The organism is Streptomyces sp. NPDC050422 (assembly GCF_044458665.1).
GTDB lineage: Bacteria > Actinomycetota > Actinomycetes > Streptomycetales > Streptomycetaceae > Streptomyces.
Map to the genome: position 1 here is coordinate 198,927 of NZ_JBITIE010000001.1, position 22,359 is coordinate 221,285.

Annotated in this window: 18 protein-coding genes; 13 read left to right on the top strand and 5 right to left on the bottom strand. The window is 72.2% G+C overall.

The annotated features are described in order from the left end of the window. The first annotated feature begins 89 nt into the window (after positions 1–89). Entirely contained in the window at positions 90–1,067 is a 978-nt protein-coding gene (locus ACIBJG_RS00805) for an aldo/keto reductase family protein (protein ID WP_399302491.1), read from the top strand. A gap of 19 nt (positions 1,068–1,086) precedes the next feature. On the opposite strand, the gene ACIBJG_RS00810 is transcribed toward ACIBJG_RS00805, so the two are convergent. After that, a complete protein-coding gene (locus tag ACIBJG_RS00810) occupies positions 1,087–1,737 on the bottom strand; it encodes a TetR/AcrR family transcriptional regulator (RefSeq protein WP_399302493.1) in 651 nt (216 codons plus the stop codon). Positions 1,738–1,839: 102 nt separating this feature from the next. On the opposite strand from ACIBJG_RS00810, the gene ACIBJG_RS00815 reads away from it, so the two are divergent. From ACIBJG_RS00815 to ACIBJG_RS00870, 12 genes are all read left to right on the top strand, one after another. Further along, entirely contained in the window at positions 1,840–3,630 is a 1,791-nt protein-coding gene (locus tag ACIBJG_RS00815) for a DHA2 family efflux MFS transporter permease subunit (RefSeq protein ID WP_399302495.1), read from the top strand. A 185-nt stretch (positions 3,631–3,815) separates the two neighbouring features. Beyond that, positions 3,816–4,850 carry a ketoacyl-ACP synthase III family protein gene (locus tag ACIBJG_RS00820; protein ID WP_399302497.1) on the top strand — a complete coding sequence of 345 codons (1,035 nt, stop codon included), beginning with the start codon at positions 3,816–3,818 and terminating at the stop codon, positions 4,848–4,850. A gap of 45 nt (positions 4,851–4,895) precedes the next feature. Continuing rightward, positions 4,896–6,032: an acyl-CoA dehydrogenase family protein gene (locus ACIBJG_RS00825; protein WP_399302499.1), complete on the top strand. Its 1,137-nt coding sequence runs from the start codon at positions 4,896–4,898 to the stop codon at positions 6,030–6,032. 74 nt (positions 6,033–6,106) lie between these two features. Continuing rightward, positions 6,107–7,603, top strand: a complete 1,497-nt coding sequence (locus tag ACIBJG_RS00830) for an amino acid adenylation domain-containing protein (protein WP_399302501.1) — start codon at positions 6,107–6,109, stop codon at positions 7,601–7,603. Positions 7,604–7,668: 65 nt separating this feature from the next. Beyond that, complete coding sequence (locus tag ACIBJG_RS00835; RefSeq protein ID WP_399302503.1) at positions 7,669–7,950, top strand: acyl carrier protein; 282 nt, start codon at positions 7,669–7,671, stop codon at positions 7,948–7,950. A 175-nt stretch (positions 7,951–8,125) separates the two neighbouring features. Continuing rightward, positions 8,126–9,193, top strand: coding sequence for a glucose-1-phosphate thymidylyltransferase (locus tag ACIBJG_RS00840; RefSeq protein ID WP_399302505.1), 1,068 nt, complete (start codon positions 8,126–8,128; stop codon positions 9,191–9,193). Then, complete coding sequence (gene rfbB / locus ACIBJG_RS00845) at positions 9,190–10,182, top strand: dTDP-glucose 4,6-dehydratase (RefSeq protein ID WP_399302507.1); 993 nt, start codon at positions 9,190–9,192, stop codon at positions 10,180–10,182. Before ACIBJG_RS00840 ends, rfbB begins: the two co-directional genes overlap by 4 nt. Beyond that, entirely contained in the window at positions 10,182–11,873 is a 1,692-nt protein-coding gene (locus ACIBJG_RS00850) for an FAD-dependent oxidoreductase (protein ID WP_399302509.1), read from the top strand. The genes rfbB and ACIBJG_RS00850 overlap by 1 nt, the downstream gene beginning before the upstream one ends. Before the next feature lie 133 nt (positions 11,874–12,006). Beyond that, positions 12,007–13,095: an NAD-dependent epimerase/dehydratase family protein gene (locus ACIBJG_RS00855; protein ID WP_399302511.1), complete on the top strand. Its 1,089-nt coding sequence runs from the start codon at positions 12,007–12,009 to the stop codon at positions 13,093–13,095. Beyond that, on the top strand, positions 13,092–14,396 hold the full coding sequence (gene rfbH / locus ACIBJG_RS00860; protein ID WP_399302513.1) for a lipopolysaccharide biosynthesis protein RfbH: 1,305 nt from the start codon (positions 13,092–13,094) through the stop codon (positions 14,394–14,396). The genes ACIBJG_RS00855 and rfbH overlap by 4 nt, the downstream gene beginning before the upstream one ends. A 93-nt stretch (positions 14,397–14,489) precedes the next feature. Beyond that, positions 14,490–15,902, top strand: coding sequence for an NDP-hexose 2,3-dehydratase family protein (locus ACIBJG_RS00865; RefSeq protein WP_399303262.1), 1,413 nt, complete (start codon positions 14,490–14,492; stop codon positions 15,900–15,902). Continuing rightward, the gene (locus ACIBJG_RS00870; protein ID WP_399302515.1) at positions 15,899–16,861 is read left to right on the top strand and encodes a Gfo/Idh/MocA family protein; all 963 of its coding nucleotides are present in this window, start codon (positions 15,899–15,901) and stop codon (positions 16,859–16,861) included. The genes ACIBJG_RS00865 and ACIBJG_RS00870 overlap by 4 nt, the downstream gene beginning before the upstream one ends. Positions 16,862–16,892: 31 nt before the next feature. On the opposite strand, the gene ACIBJG_RS00875 is transcribed toward ACIBJG_RS00870, so the two are convergent. The 4 genes from ACIBJG_RS00875 to ACIBJG_RS00890 all read right to left on the bottom strand — a co-directional run bounded on the left by ACIBJG_RS00875 (position 16,893) and on the right by ACIBJG_RS00890 (position 22,205). Further along, complete coding sequence (locus ACIBJG_RS00875; RefSeq protein WP_399302517.1) at positions 16,893–18,074, bottom strand: sensor histidine kinase; 1,182 nt, start codon at positions 18,072–18,074, stop codon at positions 16,893–16,895. 202 nt (positions 18,075–18,276) lie between these two features. After that, a complete protein-coding gene (locus ACIBJG_RS00880) occupies positions 18,277–19,722 on the bottom strand; it encodes a SagB family peptide dehydrogenase (protein WP_399302519.1) in 1,446 nt (481 codons plus the stop codon). 39 nt (positions 19,723–19,761) lie between these two features. After that, positions 19,762–22,041 carry a TOMM precursor leader peptide-binding protein gene (locus ACIBJG_RS00885; RefSeq protein WP_399302521.1) on the bottom strand — a complete coding sequence of 760 codons (2,280 nt, stop codon included), beginning with the start codon at positions 22,039–22,041 and terminating at the stop codon, positions 19,762–19,764. Further along, a complete protein-coding gene (locus tag ACIBJG_RS00890) occupies positions 22,038–22,205 on the bottom strand; it encodes a hypothetical protein (RefSeq protein ID WP_399302523.1) in 168 nt (55 codons plus the stop codon). The genes ACIBJG_RS00885 and ACIBJG_RS00890 overlap by 4 nt, the downstream gene beginning before the upstream one ends. Positions 22,206–22,359 lie beyond the last annotated feature (154 nt).

Consider the following 22,359-nt stretch of genomic DNA (forward strand, 5'->3'; position numbering starts at 1 on the left):
GTGCCGCTTGAGGCGCCGGACCCCGGGAGTCGAGGGGGACACGAGTGCCCACTGCCAGCATCGCTCCTCGTAGGGGAGAGGAGACCCGCATGGACTACACGAGGCTCGGTTCGAGCGGCCTTAAGGTCAGCCGCATCGGCTACGGCAACTCACAGACGCACGGCGGCCAGGTCGACGACGGTACGGCGCACGCCTGTGTGCGCGCGGCCCTCGATCTGGGGATCACGGTCTTCGACACGGCGGACGCGTACGCCCGTACGCGCGCCGAGGAGGTGCTGGGCGCCGCGTTGAGCGGAGTGCGGCGCGAGGACCTGGTGCTGAGCACCAAGGTGTACTTCCCGACGGGCCCCGGAGCGAACGACCGCGGGCTGTCGCGCAAGCACGTCATGGAGGGGGCCGAGGGGTCGCTGCGCAGGCTGCGTACCGAGTACATCGACGTGTACCAGGCGCACCGGTTCGACCACGAGACCCCGCTGGAGGAGACGCTGACGGCCTTCGCGGACCTGGTGCGGTCCGGGAAGGTCCTGTACGTCGGCGTGTCCGAATGGCGGGCCGAGGAGGTCGCGGCCGCGGCTCCGCTCGCCCGTGAACTGCGCATCCCCCTGGTGTCGAATCAGGTGCAGTACTCGTTGCTGTGGCGGGTGCCGGAGGCCGGGGTCGTGCCGGTCTGCGCGGAACAGGGCATGGGCGTCATCGCGTTCTCGCCGCTGTACCAGGGTGTGCTGACCGGCAAGTACCGGCCCGGCGCACAGGCGCCGCCCGACTCCCGCTTCGGGCTCAGCGGCGGCCGGCCCGACGCGGACGTGGTCGAGCGGGTCGCGGAGGCGGGAGCGCTGGCCCGCGAGGCGGGTCTGACGACGGCTCAGCTCGCGCTGGCGTGGCTGCTGGGCCGGGACCTGGTGGCCACGGCGCTCGTCGGGGCGTCCCGGCCCGAGCAACTGGCGGCGAGTGCCGGTGCTGTCGACGTCGAGCTGCCGCAGGACCTGGTCGAGCGGGTGGACAAGGTGCTCGCTCCCGTCGTCGTACGCGATCCCGAGCCGATCCGCAGTCCTGCCCGCCGGCCGTGACCGGGCGCCGGCCGCGCCTTCAGCGGACCGCGTACCCGCCGAAACCGGACTCCAGCAGGCCGAAGGCCCGTACGGCCTGCGCGAGAGCGTCCGGGTAGAGCGAGGCGGGGCTCGCGCCCTCGGTCAGCCGCCGGTAGTTCTCGGCGACCAGGGCGCGCCGTACGCCGAGGGCCGCAGCCGCGAACACCCGTGCGTCGACGGCGCCGGGACCTCCGGTCTCCTCGGCGAGGGCGTCGGCCAGCGCCTGCTCGCGGTCGGCCTCGATGGCCAGGAGGCGGGCGCTGAGGGAGGGGGTGGTGAGGATCATCCGGACCAGCGGGGCGGCGGCCTCGAACATGCCGGCCTGGGGCGCGTGGGCGGCGAGGTCGTCCAGGAAGGCGTCGCGCAGGGCGTCCAGCGGCGAGGTTCCCGCAGGGCGCTCGCGGACCGCCCGGACCTCGTCGCCGGTGTGCTCGGCCAGCGGGGCCAGGGCGAGGTCTTCCTTCGTCGGGAAGTAGTTGAAGACGGTCACCTTCGAGACGTCGGCGGCCTTGGCCACCTCGCCGACCGAGACGTGGTGGAAGCCGTCACGGAGGAAGAGGCGGGCGGCGGCGCGGGAGATCGCGGCACGGGTCTCCAGCCGCTTGCGTTCGCGCAGACCGAGGGGCGCGGTCGTGGTGGTCTCTGCCATGACGCCAATGTACCTTACTCGAACCAATTTTTGTCTTGATAAAAAATTTCACCTGGTATAACTTTGTTCTCGGTTCAGCCCAAGACCACGAGGGAGACCCCCATGGCCTCGACCACGATGCCCACCGCAGAACAGCCCGCACGGGGTGGCTCACAGAGCCACTGGCTGCTTCTGTTCGTCCTGCTCGGCGCCAACTTCATGGACCTGCTGGACGGCTCCGTCATCAACGTGGCCATGCCGGCCATCCGCGCCGACCTCGGCGGCAGCTACACCGCCCTGCAGTGGATGGCCGCCGGCTACGCGCTGGCCTTCGCCGTCCTGCTGGTGACCGGCGGCCGGCTCGGCGACATCTTCGGCCGCCGCCGCACCTTCCTCGTCGGTCTCGCCGCGTTCACCGCCATGTCCGCCCTGTGCGCGGTGGCGCAGAGCCCCGCGGAGCTGATCACGGCCCGCGTCCTGCAGGGTGCCTCGGCGGCCGTGATGGTGCCCCAGGTCCTCGCCGTCATCAAGAACGTCTTCCCGCCCGAGCAGCGGGCAGCGGCCTTCGGCGCGTCCGGCCCGTTCATGGGACTCGCCGCCGTCGGCGGCCCCGTACTCGGCGGCGCACTCGTGGACTGGGACCTCTTCGGCACCGGCTGGCGCTCGGTCTTCCTGCTGAACGTCCCCGTCGGCATCGCGGCCTTCGTCCTCGCGCTGCGCATCCTTCCCGAGTCCCGCTCCCCGCGCCGCGCCGGCCTCGACATCGTCGGCATGCTGCTCGCCACCACCGGCCTGTTCCTGCTCGTCTATCCCCTGGTCCAGGGGCGTGAGCAGGGCTGGCCCGGCTGGATCCTGGCCATGCTCGCCGGCTCGGTCCCGGTGCTCGCCCTCTTCGCCCGGTACGAGATCCGGCTGCAGCGCGCCGACCGCACGCCGCTCGTCGAGATGAGCCTGCTGCGCAACCGCACCTTCGTCGTCGGCCTGTTCATCACCCTGGCCTTCTTCTGCGCCATGGCCGGCTACCTGATGGTCCTCGCCCTGCACCTGCAGATCGGCCTCGGCTTCTCCGCCCTCAAGGCCGGCCTGACCGAGATGCCCTGGGCCGTCGGCGTCGCCTTCGGTTCCGCGTGGTCCGGCATGGCCCTCGTGCCGCGGTACGGCGGCCGCGTCCTCAAGTGGGGCCTGATCGCCCTGCTGGCCGGCACCGCGGGCGCCTGGCTGACGCTGCAGCTCGCCGGAAACGGCCTGAACCCCTGGGAACTGATCCCGTCCGGCCTGCTCTGCGGCACCGGCATGGGCTTCGTCCTCACCCCGCTCACCAGCCAGATCCTCGGTGGCGTCTCCGACCGTGAGGTCGGCTCCGCCTCCGGCCTCCTGAACGCGTTCGACCAGCTCGGCGGGACCCTCGGGGTGGCGGTACTCGGCACCCTGTTCGTGGCGCTGCTCGGAGGCGGGGCCGACCACGCGGCCGACGACTCCGTGCCTCGAGTCCGTGCCGTCGCCGTCGCCTCCGGCCAGGATGCGGGCCCGCTGCTCGCGGACTTCCGGGGCTGTGTCCGCGAGCGGGTCGCCACGGACGAGGGCCCGTCGGCGGCCGGCGACTGCGCCCGGCTCATGGCGCGGGGCGGTGACACCGCGGCCGTGGCCGGCCAGGAGGTGGAGAAGTCGGCGCGGACCGCGTTCACCGACTCGACGAAGACGATCACCTGGGCCTCCGGTGCCCTGCTCCTCCTCGCGCTGCTGCTGGCGGGCCTGCTGCCGCAGGCGATCAGGGACGAGGACTGGCGCACCGAGGAGGAGATCCTCGCGGAGCAGGAGGGCAACGCCGGGACGGCGGACGACGCCGAGAAGCCGGACGACGCCGGGGCGTCGGTCAGCACCGAGAAGTCGGACAACGCCGAGGCGAACGCCTGACCCGCTCCCCGTCGCGAGCACGGACGGAAAGGCCCACGGCCGGTGTACGCACCGGCGGTGGGCCTTTGGCGTGCCCTGTTCCGACCCTCCGGCCCCGTGCCCGCCGGCGTTCAAGCCGCCTTCCACGCCCCGTCGAGCGCTCGCCCCCACCGTGGAGGCGAGCAACCCGACAGGAGGAGCGGACAGTGCGTACAGGCAACGTGTACATCGCGGGAGTGGGCGTACACCTTCCCGAGACAGTGAGTGCGACGACGGCGGTCGACGAGGGCGCGTACTCGGCGGAGGAGATCGAGCGGTACGGGCTCACGGCGGTGACCGTCGCGGGCGACGTACCCGCCCCCGAGATGGCGCTGTCGGCAGCGCGCCAAGCCCTGGAGCGGTCCGGCCTCGCACCGGCGGAGATCGACACCCTCCTCTACGTATCCGTGTGGCACCAGGGCCCCGAGGGCTGGTGCCCGCAGTCCTATCTGCAACGCCATCTGCTGGGCGGCGACTGCCTGGCCGCGGAGATACGCCAGGGCTGCAACGGCGTCTTCGGCGCTCTCGAACTCGCCGCCGCCCGGCTGAGCGCCGGGGCCGAGGGACGTGGCGCGCTCATCGCGGCCGCCGACAACTTCGGCACCCCTGGTGTCGACCGGTGGCGGGCCAACCCCGGCTTCCTGCTCGGTGACGGCGGCAGCTCCCTCGTGCTGAGCAACCGGGCCGGGTTCGCCCGGCTGCTCAGCGTCGGCACCCGCACCGTGCCCGAGCTGGAGGAGCTCCACCGCAGCGGAGCCCCGATGTTCCCGCCCGGCGCGACCACCGGGGAGCAGCTGGACTTCGGCACCCGGGCCGCGCACTTCTTCCGGTCCGGGGAGATGCCGGCCGACGGCGGGCTGCGACTGCTGAAGGCGCAGGAGGAGCTCATCGGCGGCTGCCTGGAGGAGGCCGGCCTGCGGACCTCCGACATCACGCGCGTCGCCTACATGAACACCGAGCGCGCCATGACCGAGGAGCGCCTGCTCGCCCCCCTCGGCCTGACGCTGGATCAGTCGACCTGGGAGTACGGCAGGGGAGTCGGCCATGTCTCGGCCGGCGATCAGGTCATCTCCTTCGACCACCTGCTCACGACCGGCGGGCTCCGGGCCGGCGACCGGCTGCTGGCCCTCGGGGTCGGTCCCGGGGTGGGCATCGGCTGCGCGGTCATCGAGGTCACGGAGACACCCCGATGGGTGCGCTGACCCCGCATCCCGCCGCTCACCGCCCCACCAAGTCAAGGAGTACCCATGGAATTCGGCTGGACGTCCGCGCAGCGAGCCGACTACGACCGGACCCTCGAAGCGGCCCGCTCGATTGCCCCGCCGGACTCCGGGGCTGCCGCCTACTACACCCGTGACGAGTGGCGCCGGCTCGGCGGAGCGGGGCTGCTCGGGACGAGCGTCCCCGCCGAGTACGGCGGTTCGGGCCGACCCGCGGTGGACACCGCGCTGATCTACGAGGCCTTCGGCAAGGGCTGTGCCCGTACCGGAATGGTGTTCGCCGCCGCGGCACACCTGTTCGCCTGCGCCATGCCGCTGGCCGAGTTCGGCTCCGACGCCGTACGCAAGGACCTGCTGCCCGGCATGTGCGAGGGACGGCTCGTCGCGGCCAATGCCATGACGGAGCCGGAGGCGGGTTCCGACATCTCCAAGCTGGCGACCACGGCCCGCAAGGTGCCCGGTGGCTACCTGCTCAACGGCCTCAAGAACTTCGTGACGAACGGCCCCGTCGCCGACCTCTGCGTCACCTACGCCACCACCGACCCCAGCGCCGGGCACCTTGGGTCGACCGGCTTCGTGGTCGACACCGGCACACCCGGCCTCGTGGCGAGCGAACCCTTCGCCAAGATGGGCCTGCACGACTGTCCGGCCGGCACGGTCGAGTTCCGCGACTGCTTCGTCCCCGACGAGCGGGTCCTCGGCGCTCCGGGCCTGGGCGGGGTGATCTTCCAGCACTCGATGGGCTGGGAGCGCGCCTGTCTGTTCGCCCTCTATCTGGGGGTGCAGGACCGGCTGATCGAGCAGGTGGTCGCGCACGTCCGCGCACGCCGCCAGTTCGGGAAGCGGATCGCCGAATTCCAGTCCGTGGCCGACCGCGTCGTCGACATGAAGCTGCGCCTGGAGAGCGGCCGGCTGCTCCTCCACCGCGCCTGCTGGGAGATGGACCGGGGCGGCCGGTCAGTGCTGCCCGTCGCCCTGTCCAAGCTGCAGGTCTCGGAGGCCGCCGTGGCCTCGGCCCTCGACGCGGTCCAGCTCTTCGGTGGCCGCGGATATTTGACGGAGACGGGCGTCGAAGCGGCGCTGCGCGACGCGGTCCCGGCCACCGTCTTCTCGGGCTCCTCCGAGATCCAGCGTCGTCTCGTCGCCGCCGAGCTGGGGCTCTGACCCCGGCGCCGCCGGCAAGCAGGACACGGATCCCCGCACCCCACCCCGCACCCGGACAGAGAAGAGGCCCAACCATGGACGCGAACGCGGAGCCGGAGGGCTACGCGCTGCACCGGCTCGTCGCCCGGGCGGCCGAGCAGCATCCCGACGCACCGGCCGTCATCGACGACTTCGGGACGACCGGCTACGGCGAACTCGACCGCATGGCCGACCGGTTCGCCGCGGCGTTCACCGCCAGGGGAGTGCGAGCGGGAGACCGCGTCGTCCTGTGGGCCGCCAAGTCCGCCCAGGTGGTGGCGGCCATGCAGGGAGCGCTGCGCATCGGAGCGCTGTACGTGCCGGTGGCCCCGAGCAATCCGGTCGCCCGCCTCCTGCGGATCAGCGACAGCTGCTCCCCGGCCCTGGTCGTCACCGACGAGCGCGGCGCACTTGCCGCGAAGGCGTCCCATTCCGGTGACGGCGCGGCCGCCTCCCTCGTCACCACGGCCGAACTGCTCGCCGAGGGGGCCCCGCTCCCGGCGCCTCCCGTCCACCCCAACGCGCCGGACGACCCGGCGTACATCCTCTACACCTCCGGTTCCACCGGCGAGCCCAAGGGTGTGTGCATCAGCCACCGCAACGCGCTGGCCTTCGTGCGCTGGGCGGCGCGGTCCACCGGACTGACGCCGGCCGACCGCCTCGCCAACCACGCGCCGTTCAACTTCGACCTGTCGGTCTACGACCTGTACGGGGCCTTCCTGGCCGGCGCCTCCGTCCGGCTGGTACCCGCCGACCTGGCCTACGCCCCGGACCGCCTCGTCGACCTGGTCCGCGACGAAGAGATCACCGTCTGGTACTCCGTCCCCTCCATCATCCTGCTGATGATGCGCGAGGGCGGCTGGCTCACGAAGCCGCCCACCCTGCGCGTGTGCGTCTACGCGGGGGAGCCCTTCCCGCTCCAGCAGGCCAAGGAACTGCGCGCCGCCTGGCCCGGAGTGCGGATGTTCAACTGGTACGGCCCGACGGAGACCAATGTCTGCACCGCCTACGAGGTCACCGGCGCGGACCTCGACCGGACGGGTCCGCTGCCCATCGGCACCGCCTGCTCCGGCGACACCGTCGTCCTCGACGGCGCCGACGAGGACGGCACGGGCGAGATCGTGGTGTCCGGACCCACCGTCATGCTCGGCTACTGGGGCCGCCCCCCGCACCGGGGCGCGTACCGCACAGGTGACCTGGGACGCCGGGACGAGCGGGGCGAACTCGACTACGCGGGACGCCGCGACCACATGGTCAAGGTCCGCGGCCACCGGATCGAGCTGGGCGAAATCGAGGCGGCCCTGGGCACCCTCGACACCATCGCCGAGGCGGTGGTGATCGTACGGGGCGCCGGTCTTCAGGCGCGGCTGCACGCCGTCGTCGTCGGCCGGGACGGCAGGCGTCCCGGCCTGCTCGACGTGAAACGGCACTGCGCGCAGCGGCTGCCCGGCTACATGGTCGTCAACTCCCTCGAAGTGGTCGAGGAGCTCCCGCGCACCGCGAACGGCAAGACGGACCGGGCCGCGCTCCGGGCCGCACCGCACCGGGTCTGACCCGCGCCGAGGCACGGCGCCTGCCGCACTCCCCTCCCTCATCCCCATGCGAACCAGGAGAGAACATGCTCACCACGGTCGACCGCGACGCACTGCTGTCGCGCATCCGGGACTACATCGTCGACGAGCTGCTCGGAGACTCGGACGGGGTCGAACTCGCCCCCGACACACCGCTGCTGGAGTGGGGGATCCTCGACTCGCTCTCCACCGTGCGGCTGCTCAACTTCCTGCGCCAGGACCTGAAGGCGCCCATCACGACGTCGGACCTCGTCGGGGACAACTTCCGTGACCTCGACTCCCTCGTCGCCTTCCTCCTGTCCGCCCACGCGGAGCGGGGGGCCGGCTGACAGCCCGCGCGCTCCCGGGGACGGCCCGTCTCCTGTCGTACGTCGACAGGGGGCGGGCCGTTCCCCGTTCGCGCGTCCCGGGCTGCACCCCGGTTCGAGGGCGATGCGACCGGGCGCCCGCATGCTCCGGCTGCCAAAGGCCCCGTCACCCCTTTCAGCGAGAAGAGGTCTCTCCATGAAAGCCCTGGTTCTGTCGGGCGGTTCGGGCACGCGTCTGCGCCCGTTCAGCCACTCCATGCCGAAGCAGCTCCTCCCCATAGCGAACCGCCCTGTTCTGGAGCACGTCCTGGACGGGATCCGGCAGCTCGGGATCACGGACATCGGGATCGTGGTCGGTGACCGCGCGCCGGAGATCGAGGCGGCGCTCGGCGACGGCTCACGACTCGGAGCCCGTATCACGTACATCCGCCAGGACCTGCCGCTCGGCCTCGCCCACTGTGTGCGGATCGCCCAGGACTTCCTGGGGGACGACGACTTCGTCATGTACCTCGGCGACAACATGCTGCCCCAGGGCATCGTCGAGGTGGCCGAGGACTTCCGGGCCCACGGCCCGGCCGCCCAGATCGCCGTCTGCAAGGTCGCCGACCCGCGGGCCTTCGGCGTCGCCGAGACCGAGCCGGACGGCACGGTGACCGCCCTGGTCGAGAAGCCGGCCCACCCGCGCTCCGACCTCGCCCTGATCGGGGTGTACTTCTTCACCCCCGCCATCCACGAGGCCGTCGCCGCCATCGTGCCGAGCGCCCGCGGCGAACTGGAGATCACCGACGCCATCCAGTGGCTGGTGTCCCGGGGTGCCCCGGTGCGGGCCACCCAGTACTCCGGCTACTGGCGCGACGCCGGCCGGGTGGAGGACGTACTCGAATGCAACCGCGAGATCCTCAACGGACTGGCGCGTGACGTCGCCGGTGAGGTCGACGAGGCCAGCACGATCGTCGGCGCGGTGGTCGTCGAGCCCGGAGCCCGCATCGTCCGTTCGTACATCGAGGGCCCGGCCGTCATCGGCGCGGACAGTGTGATCGTCGACAGCCACATCGGACCGCACACCTCCGTCGGCCGGGACTGCGCGATCAGCGAGGCCCGCATCGACTACTCCATCACCCTCGACGGCTCCTCCGTCGTCGGCGCCAAGGGCCTGCACGGCTCCGTCATCGGCCGGGCGGCCACCGTCACCACCGCCGACCACCCGTCGGGCCTGCACAGCCTGATCATCGGCGACCACGCCCGGATCGAGGTCGCGGCATGAGGATCCTCGTCACCGGCGGCGCCGGCTTCATCGGATCGCACTACGTACGCACCCTGCTCGAAGGCGGCTACCCGGGTTACGAGTTCGCCCGGGTCACCGTCCTCGACGCACTGACCTACGCGGGCAACCGGAGCAATCTGCCGGCGTCGCACCCGCGCTTCGAATTCGTCCACGGCGACATCTGCGACCTGCCGCTCCTGCTGGATCTCCTGCCCGGTCACGACGCGGTGGTGCACTTCGCCGCCGAGTCGCACGTCGACCGGTCCGTCGCCTCCTCCGCCCCCTTCTTCCGCACCAACGTCGTGGGCACCCAGACCCTGCTCGACGCCTGCCTGGCCACCGACGTCCAGCGCTTCGTGCACGTCTCCACCGACGAGGTGTACGGCTCGATCGAGCAGGGCTCGTGGACCGAGGAGTGGCCGCTCCTGCCCAACTCCCCCTACGCGGCCTCCAAGGCGGGCTCCGACCTGGTGGCGCGCTCCTACTGGCGTACCCACGGGCTGGACGTCTCCATCACGCGCTGCTCCAACAACTACGGCCCCTACCAGCACCCCGAGAAGCTGATCCCGCTCTTCACCACCAACCTGCTGCGCGGCCTGCCCGTCCCGCTCTACGGCGACGGCCGCAACATCCGCGAGTGGCTGCACGTCGACGACCACTGCCGCGCCATCCAGCTCGTCCTGGCCGGCGGGCGGGCCGGTGAGGTCTACAACGTCGGCGGCGGCAACGAGCAGACCAACGTGGACATCACCCAGCGGCTGCTGCGACTGTGCGGGGCCGACCCGTCCCTCGTCCGGCGGGCCGCCGACCGCAAGGGCCACGACCTGCGCTACTCGCTCGACGAGTCGAAGATCCGCGACGAGCTGGGCTACGCCCCGCGCATCGGCTTCGAGGAGGGGCTGGCCGCGACGGTCGCCTGGTACCGCGACAACGGCGCGTGGTGGCAGGCCGGCCGGACCGCCGAGAGCCCGGCCGGAAGGGCCGCCTGATGAACGACCCGGCACAAGGCCGCATGGACGGCTCCCCCCGGACGACGGGGCCTCAGGTACTGGTGGTCGGAGCGGGCCCGGTCGGCCTGACGGCCGCACACGAACTCGCCCGGCACGGGGTGCGCGTACGCCTCGTCGACGCGGCGGCGGGACCCGCCGTGACCAGCCGGGCGCTGGCCACGCACGCGCGCACCCTGGAGACGTACGACCACATGGGCGTCATCGGCGACCTGCTGCCCCGGGGGCAGCGCGTCGAGCACTTCACGCTCCACCAGAACGGTCGCAGGCTCATCCGCTTCGACACCGACTACAGCCGGCTGCCGACCCGGTTCCCCTTCACGCTCATGGTCGACCAGGTCATCACGGAAGAGGTGCTGCGCACCGCGGCCGCGAAGCGCGGCGTCGACGTCGAATGGGGGGTACGGCTCACCGCGTTCGAGGACACCGGCGACGGGGTCCGGGCGGTCCTGGAGCACCAGGACGGCCAGGTGGAGGACGTGGCGGCCGACTGGCTGCTGGGCACCGACGGTGGTCACAGCACGGTCCGCAAGGGCCTCGGCCTGCAGCTGACGGGCGAGTCCTCGGAGACCTGGCTGATCGCCGACGCCGTGGTCGAGTGCGACCTGCCGCGCGACAGCATCCACTGGATGCGCACCCCCGCGGGCACGGTGATGATGGTGCCCTTCCCCGACCCGGGCAAGTGGCGGCTGCTCGACACCGCCGATGTCGATTACGACGCGGACCGGCCGGGGGACGGGGCGAGGATCGCCCGCCGCTTCGCGGACAAGATCCACGCGGGCATCGGGCACAGCGTCCGGGTGGAGGAACCGACCTGGATCTCCGTCTTCACCATCCAGCAGCGCATGATCGACCGGATGCGCGTCGGGCGCTGCTTCGTCGCCGGAGACGCCGCCCATGTGCACAGCCCGGCCTCGGGGCAGGGCCTGAACACCGGTGTCCAGGACGCCTTCAACCTCTCCTGGAAGCTCGCGGCGGTGCTGCGGGGCGAGGCCGAGGAGACCCTGCTGGACAGCTACGGCGCCGAGCGGGTGCCCGTGGGCGCCGAGTTGCTGCGCTCGACGAAGTTCGCCACGGCACTGGTCCAGCTCAGGAGCCGCTTCTTCGCCGGGCTGTTGCGTGCGGCGTTCACGGTGCTCCGCCGGACCGGCCCCGTCAAGGGCCGGGTGCAGCGCAAGATCATGGGCGGGATGTCCGCCCTGGGTCTCGCCTACGAGCACGGTGCCGTGCACCCGGCGGCCGGTCCCGGAACCGGGCCGGCGCCGCTGGCCGGGCCGGGCATGAGGGCGGCACGGGTGACCGGAGCGGGGTACGAGCGTTCCGCCGGCTGGAGGGAGTTCCTGGCCCAGTTGCGCGAGCCGGGGTGGACGCTGCTCACGACGCCGGCCGCCGCCGACGAGGAGCTCCGTGCGCTGGTGCGGGCACTTCCGCAGATCACCGTACGGACGGTGTCGGCGGTGCTCGGCGCCGAGGGTGGGGACAGTGCGGGCGACGCGGCCGCGGTGCCGCTGGCGGACCCGGACGGAGCGCTGCGCGCCGGTCTCGGACTGGCGGCGGCGGAGTGGCTGCTGATCCGGCCCGACGGCTATGTCGCGGCCGCCGGCCCGGCTGACGTCGGGCAGGCGCTGACCGCTCTGGGCCTGACCGCGCGCGGTGTCAGGGCAGCGGCCTGAGGACCGAGGGGGTTCCCGGTCACCGGGGCGGCTGCGGACGTGCTCCCCGGTGGGCACCCCGGCACCCCGGCGTCGATTTCCCGACAACTGCCCGGGCACGGTCCCGGGCACGGACACGGAGGAGGTGCGCGCGATGGCGCACGAGGAGCCGAGAGACGAACAACCGCCCCTGGCAGGCCGGTCGGTCGTGGTGTTCGGGGCCACGGGGTTCGTGGGGCGGCACATCTGCACGGCGTTCGAGGAGGCCGGCGCCGCCGTGTTCCGCGTCGCGCGCGGCGGCGGTCACACGGCCCCGGACCTCGCCGTCGACCTCCTCTCCGCGACCCCGGCCCGGATCGCGGAGGTGCTCGCCCGGGCCGGGGCCGACATCGTGGTCAACGCCGCGGGGGCCGTCTGGGGCGTCACCGAGCGGCAGATGCACCAGGCGAACGCGGAGCTGCCGGGCCGGGTCGTCGAAGCCATCGGCCTGCGGCCCCGGCCGCCCCGGCTGGTCCACCTGGGGTCCGTGCACGAGTACGGTCCGACCGCGCCCGGAGTGCGGATCACGGAGGACCTGCCGCCCGCGCCGGACGGGCCGTACGGCCGGACGAAACTGCTGGGCGCGCGGGCCGTCCTGGAGGCCGCGGACGCCGGAACCGTGGACGGCGGGGTCCTGCGGATCTCGAACGTCTCGGGGCCGGGCGCCCCACGCGAAAGCCTCCTCGGCACCGTCGCCGCCCATCTCGCCGCCGCCCACCGGTCCGGCTCCCGCGCCGGCGGCCGGGCGGCGCCCCCGCTGCGCCTCGCCCCGCTGCGGGCCCGCCGTGACTTCGTCGACGTGCGCGACGTCGCCGACGCCGCGGTCGCGGCGGCTCGCGCGGACACCCGGGGCACGGTGGTCAACATCGGAAGCGGTGAGGCCGTCGGCGTACGGAAGGTGACCGACCGGCTCATCGAGCTGAGCGGGCTGCCCGTGGCCGTCGTGGAGGAGTCCGGGCAGGGCCGGGAGGCGGCCGTCGCGGGCGGGCGCGGCGGCGCGGAGTGGCAGCGACTCGACATCTCCCGCGCCGCGCTGCTCCTGGGCTGGCGGCCGCGCCGCACGCTCGACGACTCCCTCGGCGATCTGCTGGCCCAGGCCGTCTTCGGCACGGCCGCCCCAGTTGGCGTCGAGGAGTGTTCGAGCGTCGTGTCCGAGGGTCGAACCAGTGAACGCCTGACATCACGGGAGACGAGAGAGCGATGAAGGAACACAAGGAACTTGTTCTCGACCACGTCCGCAAATACCACCAGGAGGCGCAGCCGGACGGCCGGTTCGTCCCGGGCGTCTCCGAGATCTGGCCGTCCGGGGCCGTGCTCGACGAGGAGGACCGGGTCGCCCTCGTCGAGGCCGCGCTGGAGATGCGGATCGCGGCCGGCCGCAGCTCGCGCAAGTTCGAGTCGGCTTTCGCCCGGCGGATGAAGCGCCGCAAGGCGCACCTGACCAACTCGGGCTCCTCCGCGAACCTTCTCGCCGTCTCGGCCCTCACCTCCCACCTGCTGGAGGACCGCCGTCTGCGGCCGGGCGACGAGGTCATCACCGTCGCCGCCGGCTTCCCCACCACCGTCAACCCGATCCTGCAGAACGGGCTCGTACCCGTCTTCGTGGACGTGGAGCTGGGAACGTACAACACGACGGCCGCCAGGGTGGAGGCCGCGATCGGTCCCAGGACCCGGGCCATCATCATCGCGCACGCCCTCGGAAACCCCTTCGAGGTCGCCGAGATGGCGCAACTCGCGGAAGAGCACGACCTGTTTCTGATCGAGGACAACTGCGACGCGGTCGGAGCCACGTACAACGGGCAGCTCACCGGCACCTTCGGCGACTTCACCACCGTCAGCTTCTACCCGGCGCACCACCTCACCATGGGCGAGGGCGGTGTGGTCCTCACCTCGAACCTGGCGCTGGCACGCATCGTCGAGTCACTGCGCGACTGGGGCCGCGACTGCTGGTGCGAGCCCGGCGAGAGCAACAAGTGCCTGAAGCGATTCGACTACCAGATGGGCACTCTGCCGGCGGGATACGACCACAAGTACATCTTCTCGCACGTGGGGTACAACCTGAAGGCCACCGATCTCCAGGCGGCACTCGGACTCAGCCAGCTCGCCAAGCTCGACGGCTTCATCGACGCCCGGCGTCACAACTGGAGCCGCCTGCGCGCGGGGCTGGAGGGCGTGCCGCACCTGATCCTTCCCGAGGCGACCGCGGGCAGCGACCCCAGCTGGTTCGGCTTCGTCCTCACCGTGGACCCCGGGGCGCCCTTCACCCGGGCCGCCCTCGTGGACTTCCTGGAGTCCCGCAAGATCGGCACGCGGCGGCTGTTCGCCGGGAACCTGACCCGCCACCCGGCCTACATCGACCAGCCGCACCGCACCGTCGGCGACCTCACCAACAGCGACATCATCACCGAGCAGACGTTCTGGGTCGGGGTCTACCCGGGCCTGACGGACGAGATGATCGACTACGTCGCCGAGAGCGTGCGGGAGTTCGTGCAGACCCACACGTGAGCGCCGGCCCCGGCCCCACGGACGCATCCCCGTCCCGTGACCGGCGGACGCCGGCCACGGGACCCCCTCGACTGGAGGCACCGCATGACCACCATGACCGCCCCGCCCGCGCTCAAGCCGCGCACGGACCCGGACCTGGCGGTGCGGCTCGCCCGGTCGGCCGCGGCCCGCGCGGGGGCGCACCTGGCGACCGGCGACTTCGCGGACTGGCTCGACGGGCGACGCAAGGCCCACTCCTTCCGCATCGAGCGTGTTCCCCTGGACCGGCTCGACGGCTGGTCCTTCGACCCCGTCACCGGCAACCTCGGCCACCGCAGCGGCCGCTTCTTCACCGTCGAGGGACTGCACGTCACCACTGACGACCACACCCGGCGCGAGGAGTGGTACCAGCCGATCATCAAGCAGCCCGAGGTCGGCATCCTCGGCATTCTGGTCAAGGAGTTCGACGGGATCCTGCACTGCCTGATGCAGGCCAAGATGGAGCCCGGAAACCCGAACCTGCTCCAGTTGTCGCCCACGGTCCAGGCCACCCGCAGCAACTACACCAAGGTCCACAAGGGCGCCGACGTGAAGTTCCTGGAGTACTTCACCGACCCCGGCCGCGGGACGGTCGTCGCGGACGTGCTCCAGTCCGAACACGGGTCGTGGTTCTACCACAAGAGCAACCGCAACATGATCGTCGAGGCGTCGGGGGACGTGCCCGAGGACCCCGACTTCTGCTGGCTCACCCTCGGCCAGATCGGCGAACTCCTGCTGCGGGACAACGTCGTCAACATGGACTCGCGCACGGTACTGGCGTGTGTACCGCCCGAGAGCGGAACAGGCGGGCCCGGGGGACTGCACACCGACACCGAGGTGCGTTCCTGGTTCACCGCGGAGCGCTCCCGGCACGACGTGACCGCCGAGCGGGTCCCGCTGGCGTCACTGCCCGGCTGGGCGCGCGGGGAGACGGCGGTGTCCCAGGGGCAGGGCCGCTACTTCGACGTCGTCGGTGTGAACGTGTACGCGGGCAGCCGGGAGGTGACGCGCTGGAGTCAGCCGCTGTTCGAGCCGGTGGCCCGGGGCGTCGCCGCCTTCCTGGCCCGTGACATCGCGGGTGAGCCGCACGTACTCGTGCACGCGCGCGTCGAGGGCGGATTCCTCGACACCGTGGAGCTGGGCCCGACCGTCCAGTACACCCCGGCCAACTACGCCCACCTGAAGGGCGACGACCGGCCCCGCTTCCTCGACGAGGTCCTCGCCGCCGGCCCCGACCGGATCCGCTACGAGGCCGTCCACGCGGAGGAGGGCGGCCGCTTCCTCAACGCCGAGGCCCGCTACCTCGTCGTCGACACCGACCTGGCCGAGGAGCCCGACGGCTACCTCTGGGTCACGCCGGGCCAGCTCAGCACCCTGGTCCAGCATTCCCACTACGTCAACGTCCAGGCCCGCACCCTGATCGCCTGCCTCCACGCGATGTCCCGCGGGACGGCGGCGCCGGCAGGGACCGGGGGGTCCTCGCGTTGACCTCCCCCGTCCGCATCGGGGTCCTCGGCTGCGCCGACATCGCCCGCCGCCGCATGCTGCCGGCCATGGCGGCCCTGCCGGAGACGGTGCCGGCCGCCGTCGCGAGCCGGGACCCGGCGAAGGCCGAGGCGACCGGCAGACCCTTCGGGGCCCGGCCCGTCTCCGGGTACGGGGAACTCCTGGACCGTGACGACATCGACGCCGTGTACGTCCCGCTGCCCGCGGCCCTGCACGAGCAGTGGACCGAGGCGGCCCTGCGCGCGGGCAAACATGTCCTCGCGGAGAAGCCCCTCACCCTCGACCCGGCCCGCACCCGCCGTCTCCTCGCACTCGCCCGCGCCCGCGGACTCGTGCTCATGGAGAACGTCATGTTCGTCCACCACCCCCAGCACGAGCGCGTACGGGAACTGGTGGCATCCGGAGCCATCGGTGAACTACGCGCCCTCGACACGGAGTTCGCCATCCCCTCGCTGCCGCCGCACGACATCCGGCTCCGGCCGGAGCTGGGCGGCGGCGCCCTGTGGGACGTGGGCGTCTATCCCGTACGAGCCGCGCTCCACCTGCTCGACGAGAATCCGCGCCTCGTGGGCGCGGCCCTCGTACGGGCCCCCGGAGACGAAGTCGACACCGGCGGATCGGTCCTGCTGCGCACCGGCTCCGGTGTCGTCGCCCACCTCGCCTTCGGAATGAAGCACGCCTACCGCAACGCCTACACCCTGTGGGGGAGCGAAGGGAGGATCACCGTGGACCGGGTCTTCACACCGCCCGCCGACCACCGGCCGGTCGTGCGGCTGGAGCGCGCGGGGGGCTGCGAGGAGATCGTCCTCGAAGCGGCGGACCAGGTGACCGCCACCCTGCGGGCCTTCGCCCACGCCGTCCGCGCGGGCCACCAGGACGATACGGCCGCGCCGCTGCGCCAGGCGCTGCTGCTCGACGCCATCCGCCGCCAGGCCTGTTGACCCGTCGCGTCGCCGTGTCCGGCGTCTGCGCTCAGCCGGGGCATTCCTGCGGTTCGGTCCGCCCGGCCCGCGCGCACGATTCGGCGGCGTCCAGCCGCACTTCGGCGACCAGGGCGAAAAGGCCGTCGGCCCGCACGCCCGCGTGCAGCCGGCCGCGGAGCTCCTCGACGCGCACCGTCAGATTGGTGATGCCACTGCCGGGGGTGAGGCCGGCGCCGGGAATGCGGCCGATCCGGCCCACCCCGTCGTTGACCACGCTCAGGCGCACCACATCCCCCTCGCGGTGTGCCTCGATCTCCAGCGCCTCGGCCTTGCTGTGCCGCAGCATGTTGGTCAGGCCCTCGCGAAGCACGGTGGCCAGCACGGTGTCCGCTGCGGTCGGCAGGGGACCGCAGTTCAGCCGGACAGTGGTCTGCACGCCCAGCGTGGAGAGCATCGACTCGGCGGTGGCCGCCTCCGCCGACAGGGACATGTCGCGGTAGCCGCGCGTCACGGCGCGGACGTCGGTCAGGGCCTGGCGCGCGGTCTGCAGGATCTCGGTGAGCTCCTCCTGCGCCCGCTCGGGCTGCTTCGGCACGAGCCGGTACGTCAGCTCGCACTTGAGCGTGATCGCCGAGAGGCTGTATCCCAGCAGGTCATGCAGGTCGCGGGCGAAGCGCAGCCGTTCCTGAGCGATCGCCAGACGGGCCAGTTCGGCCCGTGACCGGTGCACTTCGGCGACCAGTTCACTCAGGCGCGACAGGCCGTACACCACGAGCGCCGTCAGGATCGTGGCGACGGTCGTGTAGGCGACGTCCGGAAGCGTGGTGCCCATCTTGAGCTCGATGAGGTCCGTGGCCACGACTTCCAGGGCGAACGCCGGCCAGGCCAGTGCGGCGGGAAGCAGGAGCAGGGTGGAGGCCGCGAGGAACCCGGGCATCCCGAGCCAGGCCTTCCCCAGGAAACTGAATGGCGCATAGGTGAGCGCGGTCTGGGCCACGAGCGTCACCCTTTTCGGCCGTAATGAGGCCACCAGTGGGCGCGCGAAGGAATGCAGCAGCTGAACGGAGAGTGTGGCGAGCAGCAGGGCGAATGCTCCTGCGACCATGGTCGGGCCGGGACGAGCTGCGAGTATGTAGGTGGAGGCAATGCCGAAGAATCCGCACAGGACGACCGCGGTGATGCCGGTAGCGACACGTGGGGCCAGATCGCGGCCCAACTGATGTTCCTCCATGGATGATTCGATTGGGTTGATCCCAGTCATACTTGTCCCCCCAGGCAGCGGGGTGTCCGCTGCTGAGTGTGAGCATAGAGGAAAGGTTCGAACGGCAGGGGTGGGAGAATTCTGATTGCCTGGGGCGACGATGGAATCGGAATATTGGATTCACTTATGCCGGAGCTGTGTGCCGCGGTCCGCCGTCGAGATCGATGACAATTCAATTTTCTGTGGAAAGCCGGGCGGGCAGGCCCAGGATGATTTCCCCGACGCTCGGCTCGGCCAGCCAGTCGAGTCCGAGTGCCTGTGCTACGGCCTCCACACCCCCCGCCGTCAGGACGTGTGCCCCCAGACCCATCGCCGTGCAGGCGAGATGGAGCGTCTGCTGGAGCGCGCCCACCTCCTTCAGCACCTCGGTGTACGCGCCGGGACGGTGACGGTTCGGCCCCTCGGGCACTCGTGTCGTCAGCACCAGGAGAAGAGGCGGGAGCTGGTCGAGGCCGGCGGTCGTACGGGCGTCCGCCAGCAGGGCGTCGGCTGCTTCCCGGTCGCCGGGGACCGGCTCCAGCCGGTGCGTGTGCGGGTGGTAGCGGTAGGCGCCCGGCAGCAGGTCGCGGCAGTGCACGGAGATGACGTAGATCTCCAGGGTGCGGACACCGCCCTGGCCCGGGTGGGGGCGGCCCCCGGCCCGGGCCCGCGCCGTCCGGTAGAGCAGTTCGCCGAGCTGCTCGAGTGTGGGCGCCGTGGTGGCGAACTCCCTTGTGAGGCCCTGCTGTTCAAGCACCTCGGTCAGTGAGGGATCCGTGTCTCTCAGCCGGCTCAGGACGGGCCTGGGGAGCTGCACCCCGGCCGGCTCGTCCCGGGCCGGGGCGGCCGGCGCCGTCCGGTCCTTCGGTGCGAAGGTCAGCCCGGGCTCCTGGCCGGGCTTGCCGATCCGGCTGCGTGTGTGCACGAACAGCTCGGCGGCGGACCAGCCGCTCAGCGCCGGATCGGTGTCCTCGGCATACGCGTTGCCGTACTGCGGCGTCACCATGGCTGCCGCGGCCAGGTAGGCGTGGGTCATCTCGACCGCGTCGGCCGCCAGTGGCCGCTGCTCGGCGTACCGGACCGCCCCGGCCCGGCCGTCCCCGAGCTCGCCCAGCAACCAGCCCACCCCGGGGTGTTCCACCTCGACACGGTGGTGCGACAGCGGGGACTGCAGGCACAGCCCGCCCGGAACGCTGTGCAGCACGGCGAACCGGGAGAGCCGGCGAGGCCGGCCGGGCGGGAGCAGCCGCGGGTCGAACCGTGCGCCCGGTCCGGTGGGGACCACCGAGAGCAGCGGCGTCGCCCCCAGCACCAGGGTGCGCACCACGCTTCCCTGGACCTGGGCCAGCTCCTCCTCCAACGCCGCCGCCTCCACGGACAGGCTCTCCGCGGTGGCCAGCACGGCGGGGAACGAATCCACCACGTTGGCCGGGGAGACGGGGCCGAACTGCATCCGGCGCAGCAGCTCCACGAACTGCGGGCTGGGAGCCTCGACCCGGGTGGTCTCCCAGCAGGTACGCACCAGCAGCACGGAGACCCGGCCGGCCGGATCCGGCGGCTCGGCGGGGTGGACCGTGGTGTCCGTACGCAGCGACCACAGCTCAGTGAGGGCGTTGCCGGCGAGCTGGGCGATGCGCATAGGGGAGGGCCGTTCGGGATGGGGGACGGGAGATGCGATTCAGAGGAACAGCGGTACGGGGTTGAGTTCGTCGTACGACAGCGGGGCACTCAGCCTGCCGAGCCGGACCGGTACGTCGTAGAGGCGGCCCGGCGCGTACCGCGCCCAGTGGGGCCGCAGCCCCGGGACGACGACCTTGGCCACGGGCAGACCGATGTCCGGCCGGGTCTGGTCCAGGACGAGGAGGTCGAGGCCCTGCTCGGTGAGCAGGTTCTGCACCGCGGTGATGTCGTCGGCCACGTTCCGGGTGGGCGCGGTCCTGCGCCGTGCCACGGGCGCGTCGTGGTCGGGACGCAGGTGCGGCTCGCTCGCGAGGGTGGCCGTGCGGAACCAGCGCAGCGCGGACGGATCCGTGGTGCCGTACCCGCTTCCGTCGGTCCTCGACTCGACGACGTACGGCAGGAGTTGGTTGAGTTCGGTCAGGGAGCGGCGCAGGGCGACCGCCGGGTCAGGGTGCGCGCCGAAGCCGAGCACGATGTCCTCGGCAGCGGCGCCCGTACGGCGCGAGAGGGCGGCCACGACCGGGATGCCGAGGTCGGAGGTGAGGTCGAGCGCCCACACCTCGCGGCCCATGTCGCCGTGCAGCGTGAGGAGTTCGCCGGTCCACGGGTCCGTCGAGGCGCGCAGGCCGATGCCTGGTTGCCGTGTGCGGTTGTACCACCACTGCGCGACCGCGTCCCGTTCGACGAGTTCGAGAGTGCCCTGCAGGACGGCGTCCTCGAGCGTGGCGCCCGCGGCAGCCCCGTTGGAGTTCGCCCAGCAGAAGGCGCGGCCCGGAGGCTGGGGAGCGTTGAAGTAGAGGAGCGACGTGGGCAGCAGGCGCCGGCGGCCCTCGGTGAGGGACCACACGGGCGTCCAGTCGATGGCCGCGTCCTCGTCGAACGGATCGCACACCTGGTGGAAGGCGCCGTGGGCGGCGTTCCAGCCGGCACGGCCCTCGAACTGCCGCGGGTGGAAGAGCTGAACACTGTCGGGGTGCACGGCATCGGCGTCCAGCGCGCGGTAACTGCCGCGCTCCACCGGCTCGTCGCCCTGGTGGAACCCGGAGTGGCGCTCCAGCGCTTCGCACAGAGCGCTCACCTTCGCGTGCAGAGGAGTCACGCCCTTGCCCGAGCTGGTGTGGCGCAGCCCGGCGCGCAGCGCGTCGAGCCCGGCCGCGCCGACCACCGGGTTGTGTCCGGCATGGAAGCAGTTGAGGGCCTCGGGCCCGCGCGGATCCCGGCGGATCTCCGCGACCGGACCGGTCAGCGGGTCGACGAGGTGACCGAAGCGGTCCATGACCTCGCGGGGCGACGCGGAGCGGTGCCCGCCGCCCGAGGTGTCCCGCTTGGGCCGTGAGACCAGGCGCACGGGCTGCCGGACCTGCCGGCCCACCAGGCCCGGATCACCGCAACCGGCGCACTGCGGGCGGCGTTTCACCGGGTGGTGACCGGTTTCGAGCGTCAGCGTGTCCAGGGTCCACAGGGCGGACTGGTGCGCATCGCGGTGCCCGGCCAGCCACTTGGCGGCCTCCAGCGCGGCCAGGTGCAGCCCGGTCGCCAGCGCGGCGGGCAGGGAGCAGTCGGGGCGCGGCGCCGGACCCGGCCGCGACAGCAGCCGTTGCACATGGGCCTCCGCCTGCCGGCCGCGCCAGAGCCGGTCGGTGAGGCAGTCGAGGCAGGGGCCGTCCCCGGACCCCGGTGGCCCGAACACCGGGCCGGCCCAGATCTCCGGGCCACTGACCTGCACCGGGAGCCAGCTGGCCCCCGCGTCCTTGAGGGCCTGGGCCGCGGACGCGAGCTCGGGACTGAGGTAGTCGTCGCACAGGACCAGCGTCAGGGCGGCCTGCGTCGCATCGTCGGTGAGGAGGAGACCCGCGGCCCGCAGGGCGGAACGCAGCCGCCCGACGTCCGTGCGGCCGACGGAGAGGGCGCGCACGGACCGGGTGTCCAGGCTGCGGGCGGCCTGCGGGCCGTCGATGCCCGCCAGATCCCAGTACGCCTGCCGGCCCTGAGATCCGTCCTGCTCGTGGCGGCGCAGCAGGCCGGCCCCGTCCAGCCGGGCCACCAGGCGTTCCACCTGCTCCCCGGCGAGCAGCCCGGCGCACGCGGAACGCAGTTCCGGCAGATCACGGGTGCCGTCGAGCAGCGGCGCGAGGATGGAGACGGCTGAGCCGTGCAGAGCGGTCACCCGGCGGCCGGAGATCAGATACGCCGCCTCTCCCGCCACCGTCTCCACCTGGAGATGGGGCTTGAAACCGATCAGTGACGCCGTGGACGCGTGCTGCACGGCCGCCGTCACAGCGCGCGGGTGGCCGAGACGGCGGAGTCGGTCTGTCCCTGGTGAACGGAGGTGACCCAGCAGATGCACAGGCTGGCTTCGGTGACCGGCTGTGCTTCCTGGACCAGGTCCTCGATGACGAGGTCGTCGTGGCGGTCGGTGTGCAGCGAGGTGATGCCGTTCATCGGAGTCGCTCCTGGGTGTGAAGGGATGGGACGAGGAAGTGACGGGAATGCGTCACGGGTGGTGCGGATGAGCGGTGCCGCGTCCGCCTGCTGAGCCGTCTGCGAGGCGATGTCCGCAGTCTGCCGGGGGCCGGCCCGAACGAGCCAGTGCCGC

Coding starts and splice junctions, on each gene's coding strand:
- ACIBJG_RS00805 (WP_399302491.1), top strand. CDS start 90: ATGGACTACACGAGGCTCGGTTCGAGCGGCCTTAAGGTCAGCCGCATC.
- ACIBJG_RS00810 (WP_399302493.1), bottom strand. CDS start 1,737: ATGGCAGAGACCACCACGACCGCGCCCCTCGGTCTGCGCGAACGCAAG.
- ACIBJG_RS00815 (WP_399302495.1), top strand. CDS start 1,840: ATGGCCTCGACCACGATGCCCACCGCAGAACAGCCCGCACGGGGTGGC.
- ACIBJG_RS00825 (WP_399302499.1), top strand. CDS start 4,896: ATGGAATTCGGCTGGACGTCCGCGCAGCGAGCCGACTACGACCGGACC.
- ACIBJG_RS00830 (WP_399302501.1), top strand. CDS start 6,107: ATGGACGCGAACGCGGAGCCGGAGGGCTACGCGCTGCACCGGCTCGTC.
- ACIBJG_RS00835 (WP_399302503.1), top strand. CDS start 7,669: ATGCTCACCACGGTCGACCGCGACGCACTGCTGTCGCGCATCCGGGAC.
- ACIBJG_RS00840 (WP_399302505.1), top strand. CDS start 8,126: ATGAAAGCCCTGGTTCTGTCGGGCGGTTCGGGCACGCGTCTGCGCCCG.
- rfbB (WP_399302507.1), top strand. CDS start 9,190: ATGAGGATCCTCGTCACCGGCGGCGCCGGCTTCATCGGATCGCACTAC.
- ACIBJG_RS00850 (WP_399302509.1), top strand. CDS start 10,182: ATGAACGACCCGGCACAAGGCCGCATGGACGGCTCCCCCCGGACGACG.
- ACIBJG_RS00855 (WP_399302511.1), top strand. CDS start 12,007: ATGGCGCACGAGGAGCCGAGAGACGAACAACCGCCCCTGGCAGGCCGG.
- rfbH (WP_399302513.1), top strand. CDS start 13,092: ATGAAGGAACACAAGGAACTTGTTCTCGACCACGTCCGCAAATACCAC.
- ACIBJG_RS00865 (WP_399303262.1), top strand. CDS start 14,490: ATGACCGCCCCGCCCGCGCTCAAGCCGCGCACGGACCCGGACCTGGCG.
- ACIBJG_RS00875 (WP_399302517.1), bottom strand. CDS start 18,074: ATGGAGGAACATCAGTTGGGCCGCGATCTGGCCCCACGTGTCGCTACC.
- ACIBJG_RS00880 (WP_399302519.1), bottom strand. CDS start 19,722: ATGCGCATCGCCCAGCTCGCCGGCAACGCCCTCACTGAGCTGTGGTCG.
- ACIBJG_RS00890 (WP_399302523.1), bottom strand. CDS start 22,205: ATGAACGGCATCACCTCGCTGCACACCGACCGCCACGACGACCTCGTC.